Genomic DNA, 8,757 nt, shown 5'->3' with positions numbered 1-8,757 from the left:
TATGAATTAGGTTAGAGGTTACCAGATATATTCTGACTAAATATACTGCCATTCTTAGTATTAGTTGAATTTTTCTCATTAATAACATTCATAAAGTTACCTGTATTGCCCGAGCCAGCTCCTACTTCAGCTATAGCTGTACTCTTTGGTGCAATCTTAAAACAATCACCAAATTCAACAGTGGGTGCTGAGCCGAATAAACTACCAATATTGACTGCGCCTACAACAGATGGCATTTGCATCTCTCCCTATACTATAAATTAAATAAGTAGACATGTTAGTAGCAACAAACCTGAAATAATAATCCTCAAATAATACATTTTAATTACTTATAGTTTAATAATAACCTCTTAAACTGAAAGGTACGAGGGGTCCCAAAATAGGAGCTTCTCCACCACCGTAATACTTTGGCGCTTTAGCTGGATTCCCCAATGGATAATTCCCCCACTAACTATTAACTTCTCCACTAGAAGTGAGTACAAATCCAGTAGGTCGTTCAAAAGAAGGGACAAAATAAGGATAGAAAGTGTAATGAAAGGGAGTATAAAACGATGAATAAAACACGTAATCACCTACTTTGCGTCAAAAGAAGCTATGGTCTAATGAATAGTCCATATCCCCTATGTATAGAGCAAACTTATATAAATCTGTAACAACGTCATTTTCTTAGACAGACGGGTGACACTATAAAGTGCTGATGTTGAAATATAATCGATAATACTTACACTCTATTCATCAAACCACCTTTAAGTTAATTGTCCTTTATGAATAAATTTTTATCCCAAGAGCAAACTACTCAAGAGAGGTATCACTTTTAATACCTTGATACGTTACTGAAAAAACTCCTAGTCAACAGCAGGAGTTTTTTTCTATTTTCAGGCTGTATATGGTATACAAGGTTAGTTAACATAATGTCTCTTTCCGGAACACATCACAAAAAAGAACCCTTGTCGCAGAACGGTTCCGCCGAGGGTTCTTTTTCCGGAGTATGCAGCTTTTTATACATCCTTGATTTATCAACGTTCTATCCAAGGACATTCGCCAAAATAATGTATAAAAAGTGCACCTTTTATACATATGCTGAAACCTCTAAATAATTGATTTTAAGTGTAAATATGCTATATTAAAGATCAGACTATTTTTTACAAATTTCAACATAACCCTATTTTTGAGCAACCTCGCGTCCACTGCCGAGGTTGCTCTTTTATTTTGTATATGTAGCAACATATTAAAAATAGCCTCTAATTACAGAACGTGATAATCTATGAATGTTTCATACTTCGAATACGTATGAACAAACCCTTACAAAAAAGCAACCTCGTTCATTGGCCAATGCCGAGGTCGCTTTTTTGTTGTTTTTAATAGCTCTATTTAATCTTTTCTAATTCATTTAACATCTCGTCAATAAATTGACTAATTTCTACAGTATTGTTGCTTGTAAAACCCTCTTTAAATGCCGTTTCTATCAAAAATTTTCTCTCTTTTTCAATCTCAACGGTTAAAGCTTCTTTTAAAATCACTTTATGAAACTCCAATATTCCCCTCACCCATTTGCTTTTAATATCAAAACAAATACAAGGTTGATCATTCTAAAGGCGACTAACCTTGTATTCATTTTATCTTTTTATGTTCATACAAATATTTTACAGTATACAAATGTCCTTATACAACGGAATTTTGTCTAAAAATCAAAACTTGTCATACAAATTTTGATTTTTGTCTTCACAGTTAAGAAAGTTTGTGATATACTTCACATATAAAGATATCCATGACGAACCAGAACACTCTTGAATGTAATATAAAAAAGCTATTTCTCTCCAATGCCAATACGATTGAAATAGCTTTTTTTATGCTCTTTTTTAACTCCTCATTCCTCATTTCAACCCTTTTAATTATTCATATAACTCTTTTCACACCTTATTAACGAATAATATAGTATTTATAAAAAAAGGATGCTACTATTAATTAAAGTAATCTTTTCCTTATTTCTTATATGTTTGAACCCTATTAAAAAGCTATCTAATTTCTATGGAAAGCCAATTGCCTATAGAAATTAGATAGCTTTTTTATGCTCGTAAAAATTAAAAAATAGGAGGAGAAACATTATGTTGACCAGAGATGAACTTTTCTTATTCAACAGAGAACTATTATTTTTACTAAATCAACACTCTACATGTACTGATTCTAGTCTAAAAGAGATACTGGTCACCCAGATTGCTCTTATGCTTGCTGTTCTTAGCTAAATTTATCTCTCTATTTCTTGATCCTGACTCTTATTACGCTTCTGAATGTCACCAACATATTGAAAGAACGAAATCCGCTTCACCTTCTCTACACTCTTATCAATCCAATTCAAGGCTTTTTCCTTCCAAGCCTTCAATGTCTTATTCTCTTCTCTTAATTCACGAACTTGCTGATTTGCCTTATCAAGCTCTTTTTTTGGCACATAATCCTTTATATAACCAAGATTCATCTTCGTTAAGCTCTCATTTACTTGATTTTCTTGTACGAGCTCTTTTTTCGTTTTCTCATGTTTCTGTTTCTCAATCATTAAATCATCGCTGAGAGAGCTTATATGAGCTTTATATTGCGTATCTAGTTCTTTCTTAACCTCATCTCTGAGGTTTTCTTTTTGTTCAATGGAAAAATCACGGACAAACTTTTGGCGCATTTGTTTTTTCGCTTTCTCCACTTCACCATCTTGATGAGCCACATATACCTGCAGCTCTTGCCTTGTCTCACTCAAATCATGCTTTAATGCTTTATTCTCTGTCTCATAACGATCAAGCTCATGACTCAATGCGTGGGTACGCTCATGCTCGGCCGCCAATGTTTGCTGCAGCTCTTTTGTGAGACTCATAAGCTCATGAAAATCTGCTTCTTCCACTTTCACCTTGGAACCCATGACACTCTTGGCCGCCTCTACTTCAAGAGGTTGGCTACATAATTCTTCAATACTTCTCTCGCTACGTATCTCAACGGGTGGTGCTGATTTTAGCTCCACTAAATTGTCCATCTGTTGAAGCTCTTTTTCCTTGTGAGCCACTAGTTGTTGCAAATGCTTTAGCTCTTTTTCACGTTCTTGTTTCTTAAACTCATGCACACTTTTATGCTCCAGCTCGCTCGGCTCGCCACGCTCAATGTCATAGCCACGTTTGTTCATGTAGTTGTGAAAATCATCTTGAATTCTACGAATCTTGGTTTTGCCATGAAAGTACTCTTTCGCCGCCAAGCGCCGATCATCCGTTATCGGCACAAAACCCACGTGCATATGTGGCGTGGCTTCATCGTTATGTACGACGGCATATAAAATATTCTGCTGACCATACTTGCCAGCTATATGGTCCAGTGATGCTTCAAAATATTTGCGCTGCTCGTCTCGCGACATCGCATGCATGTATTCCGGACTGGCCGATACAAAGAACTCTGCCACCAGGACCGCATCATTCCGAATTTTTCGTTTCACACGGGTGGCCGTCATCTTCTTAATTTCTTCATGGTACTTAATTTTATTCTCGTTCACAAAGTCATAGTTGAGCATCGTTCTGTTTGAATCGATGTCTTTATTTTTACTGTTCTCGCCTTCTCGTTGGTTGTGTTTCTGGATCCCCAATATTGCGTCTTTGTGGAACTTTTGCATGCGGATAATCCCATATTTGGCCATCCCTCAATCCCCCATTTCGACCACTGTACTTGGGTCTAGCATACCACAATTTAAGATTTGGTGTAACGCACTACACCAATTTTTCATCTTCGATAAAATTGGGAGCGCGCTCTACGAGGTGGCGGTCGGCGTTCCTCCCTGTGTTTGGCTCCGCCAAAATGAAAAAAGACATCCTAAACGGATGCCCTTTTTCATAAAGACCGTGGACGCCGTCCACCACCTGCCAAAGGGAAGCCCCTTTGGAATGGCTTCTACAAACACCCCCACCCCCCTCAACCTTTGAGGGGGCTCCCTCGCCGGTTGGCGTCAAACAAACGGGTTTGTTTGAGTGCCAAGAGGGTTTGGGTTTGGTGAATCTATCAACTCCTTAAATTCTCGACCTGTCGGTCTTGCGATTTACCGTTGACAGACACTATAAAATACATCTTAAAAATTTATAAAAGGGTAAAAACTCTCGTCAATTATTAGGTAACTCTTTACGATCATCCGCCTCTGGTAGTTTTTCTATCCACCCTTTTTTAATCATAATTCTCCCAAAAGATGAAATCGTTTTTAAATCCCGAAGAATGGAGGCATCACAATGTCCAGCTACATCTATTCTCATACTTGTTACCATAGCTGCAGCATAATACGTAGTGGCTAAATTAAACAAAAACCCAGCATGAAACACCATTAATTTATCTGAAAAAGGAGCTACTTCAGAATTTGTAATTTCACTGTCTAATAATTGGGGAGGTTTAAGATTTTCATCCTGAAGTACAGAAGAGAAGATATTTATATTTTTATTAACTGTATGTAAACAATTATCCATAAATTTATGAATATCTTTATCCTTAATTACCTGTTTAAATCCAACGACAAGAGCTTTAGCTGCAATACTCTTTTTTAGGTTAAAATAAATATTTCCTGCTTCCATTGAATTTAAAGGCCTTTTATCTCCGAATAAGTCCATAACATATCCTAACTCTGTAACTGATTGACTCTTTTGAGATTTAGAAAAATAAGGAGATCGTTGATAAATGCCTTTGGATAAAAGAATTTCAATCGATTTATTATAAATCTCCATAGCATCAATATTACATTGGAAATAATGATCTCTTATATCTTTTCGAGCCGACACACTGAAAGATATACTATATCCAGCTAACCCGTGCATTGTCATCTCATGCATGTAGCCTAACCAAAAAACATCTGTAAACAGAGGCGGAGCATCTACATTTACATCTTTTTCAGTAAATCCTTTGGGCGGCTCCAACTTTTCAGATTTAAAAATATTGCTAAGCGCTTTTAAATGCTTCTCGGATATACCTAGGGTAAATTCGTATAGAGAATAAATCTCAGGGTCTTTAACAGTTGCCAACACGTATTTGTTAATACAAACAGCCATTGTATCTTGAATATATTGTGTCCATAAACTTGTAATTTCTGAGGACGTTAATCTCATTTTATTATCCAAATTTGTTACCTCCAATACTATATAAACTTATAGTATTGTGCCCAAAATTCTCACATTTAACATGATTTTCATATTCATAACAAAGGCCGCCATTATATATCAGTTTATAAGGCGGCCGCCATTGTTAATTTGGCATTTAACTGAAATTTTAATAGTATGAGAATCAATCGTATATTACATTTTTTCCTTCTTCACTTAACTTTTTTAAAGATGTAAGCATATGATTTATTTCTTCATCGGAATGTCTTTCCCATGAACCTAATTCGGCTACTATTTTCAAAGGGGATTTAGATCTATAAGAACGTGTCGGGTTTCCAGGAAATTTCTTGTCAGTTAGATTTGGATCATTTTCAAAATCGCCTAATGGTTCTACAATATAAATTCTCTCTTTTGAATTAGACCTTGCTAATTCAGCACCCCATTTAGCAGCGTTTAATGTTCCAGTAAAATAGATATGGTTAGATTTTTTATCCTGATAATTAGATAAATACAACGGCTCAAGCAGATCTCCAATCTTTAGTTCTGCTTTAGTACCATGGAAAAACGGACCAGGATCTAAGACATTTTTCTTCTCATTCATATAGCCACACCCTTTATACTTTTTGACTTGCGTATAACAGTATAAGGCCGGACATGAGTAGAAAAACAGTCTATAAATAATTTTCAAATAGGGTTATAATTAAAGTAGAGATTAAGATTTTAACGGAAACTAACCATCCAAATAAAAAAAGACTGCTGAATAACCAGCAGTCTTTTTTTATTTCCAAAATTCCCACCACTTCTTTTTTTCTTGAGCAGCAGCAAGTTGTTTTCTTGTTTCCTGAATTTCACGTATATGACTCATACTTTGCTGATCCATACGTTCTACAAGCTTTTTATTAAACTCCATCTGTTCATGTAATTGCTTTTTTATTTCTTCAATACTTTGAGCCATATCATCAATTTTATCTTTGAACTCATGAGCTTGAACGGCCATCTGTACAGGTTGTATGGCGGGCGTTCCTTGCCTTACACCATAACGCTCAACTACTTCTAAAGATGCTACTTCTTTGGTTTTCCTTTGGACTTTTACGAGTTGTTTAAATAGCTGTAAAGCGTTTAAGTCATGTTTAGTAAAAGCCCGACTATCATTCTCTCCTTTCACAAACTTATAACCTGTGGCCTCCAATTGAATACACCACTTTCTTAAAGTACTATCTGACACCTCTAGCTTCTTTGCTACTTCACTAGTCCAATAAGCTGGCTCTTGGCCAAGCTTTGCATCTGACATGCCGTTCCCTCCCGTGCACGCATATTTATGTAAATAGTTATATTTCTCACCTAAAATATCCTTTAAAGAATAACAAAGAACGCCCCCCATGCACACCATTTCTCTGCGTGCATGGGGGGCGTTCAACCCCGTGCAAGTACTGATATATCAATGTTTATAAGCGATACTATTTTATTGAATCATATCTATATTAAAAACAGATGCACGCCCCCCGTGCATGCTATTTACTTTAATTCTGAGTTATAACTTTACCCGTGCAACCCCGTTCGTTTTGGGGTGGCGTGCTGGCTAGGGGTTCGGGGACTAGTCCCCGTTTGTGTAATCTATTTTTAGCAAAATTACCAACTATGGACGGCTGCTCTGGCGGTTCGGTAGGTATAATGGCCGTCACAAGCCGATCATCTTAAACTTCGTTTTGGGTATGTTCGGCTTGGCGAAAGAACCAATCCTGCCGAAATTTGAAATGCAAGGAGAAAAGAGTGGAGATTTTTTAAGTGATTCTCTTAAAAAATACTACTCGTACCTTGTATGGAAAATAGCCATTCTGATTTGTTTTTTATAAACGAAAAAAATATAAAAAGACTCTTGCAATTCTATCAGCGAATTGCTATTTAAATAGAGTGAGAAGAGATAAGTACAAGAATATTGTTATATCAACGTTTATAGAAGATAGGGTGTTAAAAAAATTTAACACCTGTGTTAAATTTTTTTAACACCTAATTTTATCCAAAACAAAAAAAAAAAAAACTGCAAGAGTATTCTTGCAGTTAAAATAGATAAATAGGTAATTTATGTTTTTTCTTTGCTTCCCCAACTTTTATATTTCTAAGAGCTTTTGAAAATATTTGCTGCGTTGCTCTATCTACCTCATCTTTAGGTGCATTGCATAAAATATTTGGATTAACAAACCAAGTTCTTGAACTACAAATTCGTCCATCTTCAGTTGTTACTCCTGTTTCTGCTACTCCTAAGATACCTTTATCTAGTAACTCATTCATCATTTTTGATACTGAAGTTCTAGTTTTATTTAACTTCTTTGCTAAATAACTTGGCGAAGCTGCTGATGGTTTACCTTCATTTTCAACGTTCTTCTCAACTATTACATTTGATTTGAACTCAAGAAATCTAGATATCTCAAACAAAAAAGCTTTTTCAGCCTGAGTCAGATAGCCAATTTCACATAGATAATCAATATTTTCAGTGATCATCTGCACAAACTTCACCCCATCAGTTTTTTTCTTACGTTTACCAATAAAATAATCTTCTCCAGTAGTCTTATGTAAAATCTGCAATAACATTTTCTGTTGATCTGCTGACAAACCAACCTCTGCCTGACCAATTAGTTCTTCAATCTTTGAATCTCGTACTCTTGCTTTTTTTTCTGCTTGGTCTAAAGCTTTTTTCACTTAGTATTCCTCCAATTTTCACTGGAAAGAATATAACCCCTTGTGATAGAATGTATCTATAATGAATTCAAAAACAGAAGGTTAATTCCTTCCTAAATAATTTGTAAGAAGAAGTCCTCCGAGTCCGCGAAAACTTGAGGGCTTTTTCTTATGTCTAATTTTCTACCAAATCCTACATTTTTGCAAACCCTATTTGTAGAATAAGCAAGAAAACTCACCTAAAATGTAGGTGAATTTTTTAGTCTAATAACCCTTTTTCTTTAAATACTTTTCTCAAAGCTTCATTCACCAATTCAGATTTATAACTCTTAGGAACTCGATCAATAATACTTAAAACATCATCATCGAAATAAAACCCTCGATATACTCTTTTAGATCGGTCTTTTGGATTTTGCAGCAAAATATCAATTGCATCTACTTTGCTAGCATTGGTACTAGCTTTTAAAAAGCTAGTACTAGTACTTTCACTTTCATTTATATTACTAATACTAGCTTCTATTTCACTAGTAGTTTGCTTTTGTTCTACTAGTACTTTACTATTTTTAGAAACAAGGGTATTAAAATCAACTTCTAAAGGTTCTGGCTCTTCCCCAACATAACGATAAATACTTTGCTTACTGTCCCATTCATACCCTAGTTTCTTAATCCTTAATTGAATGGTACGAGTACTTACACCATACTGATCAGCTAATTCTTTAATTGTAATTTCTTTCATCATAATTCCATTTAACATCTTTTTTACTAGCATCATACTAGCCTCCACTTCCGTTTTAAAAGTATAGTACTAGTATTCAAATGCAATATGATATTTCCTGCTATAACTTCTCTTACCTGTTAACATAAAACAGATTATCGGAAAGAATCCCAATATAATTTATTCTATAGGTTCCTTAATTATATGAATTAGGTTAGAGGTTACCAGATATATTCTGACTAAATATACTGCCATTCTTAGTATTAG

8 protein-coding genes are annotated in these 8,757 nt (G+C 35.1%); all 8 read right to left on the bottom strand.

Translation table 11 applies throughout. The annotated features are described in order from the left end of the window. Nucleotides 1-11: 11 nt before the first annotated feature. The 8 genes from SB717_RS33095 to SB717_RS33060 all read right to left on the bottom strand — a co-directional run bounded on the left by SB717_RS33095 (nt 12) and on the right by SB717_RS33060 (nt 8,547). Complete coding sequence (locus tag SB717_RS33095; RefSeq protein ID WP_074684481.1) at nt 12-236, bottom strand: spore germination protein; 225 nt, start codon at nt 234-236, stop codon at nt 12-14. 1,131 nt (nt 237-1,367) lie between these two features. After that, nucleotides 1,368-1,520, bottom strand: coding sequence for an aspartyl-phosphate phosphatase Spo0E family protein (locus SB717_RS33090; protein WP_323619645.1), 153 nt, complete (start codon nt 1,518-1,520; stop codon nt 1,368-1,370). Between the two features lie 725 nt (nt 1,521-2,245). Next, on the bottom strand, nt 2,246-3,664 hold the full coding sequence (gene mobV / locus SB717_RS33085) for a MobV family relaxase (RefSeq protein ID WP_410907007.1): 1,419 nt from the start codon (nt 3,662-3,664) through the stop codon (nt 2,246-2,248). Between the two features lie 457 nt (nt 3,665-4,121). Next, nucleotides 4,122-5,120, bottom strand: a complete 999-nt coding sequence (locus SB717_RS33080) for a DUF3231 family protein (protein ID WP_410907005.1) — start codon at nt 5,118-5,120, stop codon at nt 4,122-4,124. 163 nt (nt 5,121-5,283) lie between these two features. Continuing rightward, entirely contained in the window at nt 5,284-5,700 is a 417-nt protein-coding gene (arr, locus tag SB717_RS33075; RefSeq protein ID WP_029320824.1) for an NAD(+)--rifampin ADP-ribosyltransferase, read from the bottom strand. Nucleotides 5,701-5,877: 177 nt separating this feature from the next. Then, nucleotides 5,878-6,390, bottom strand: coding sequence for a DUF3967 domain-containing protein (locus SB717_RS33070; protein WP_410907003.1), 513 nt, complete (start codon nt 6,388-6,390; stop codon nt 5,878-5,880). Nucleotides 6,391-7,157: 767 nt separating this feature from the next. Further along, on the bottom strand, nt 7,158-7,796 hold the full coding sequence (locus tag SB717_RS33065) for a MarR family transcriptional regulator (protein ID WP_410907001.1): 639 nt from the start codon (nt 7,794-7,796) through the stop codon (nt 7,158-7,160). Nucleotides 7,797-8,034: 238 nt separating this feature from the next. Beyond that, complete coding sequence (locus SB717_RS33060) at nt 8,035-8,547, bottom strand: HTH domain-containing protein (RefSeq protein ID WP_234483983.1); 513 nt, start codon at nt 8,545-8,547, stop codon at nt 8,035-8,037. Nucleotides 8,548-8,757 lie beyond the last annotated feature (210 nt).

This window comes from Priestia sp. SIMBA_032 (genome assembly GCF_046535215.1).
GTDB classification, from domain to species: domain Bacteria; phylum Bacillota; class Bacilli; order Bacillales; family Bacillaceae_H; genus Priestia; species Priestia aryabhattai.
This window is presented reverse-complemented; position numbering and strand designations above follow the sequence as displayed.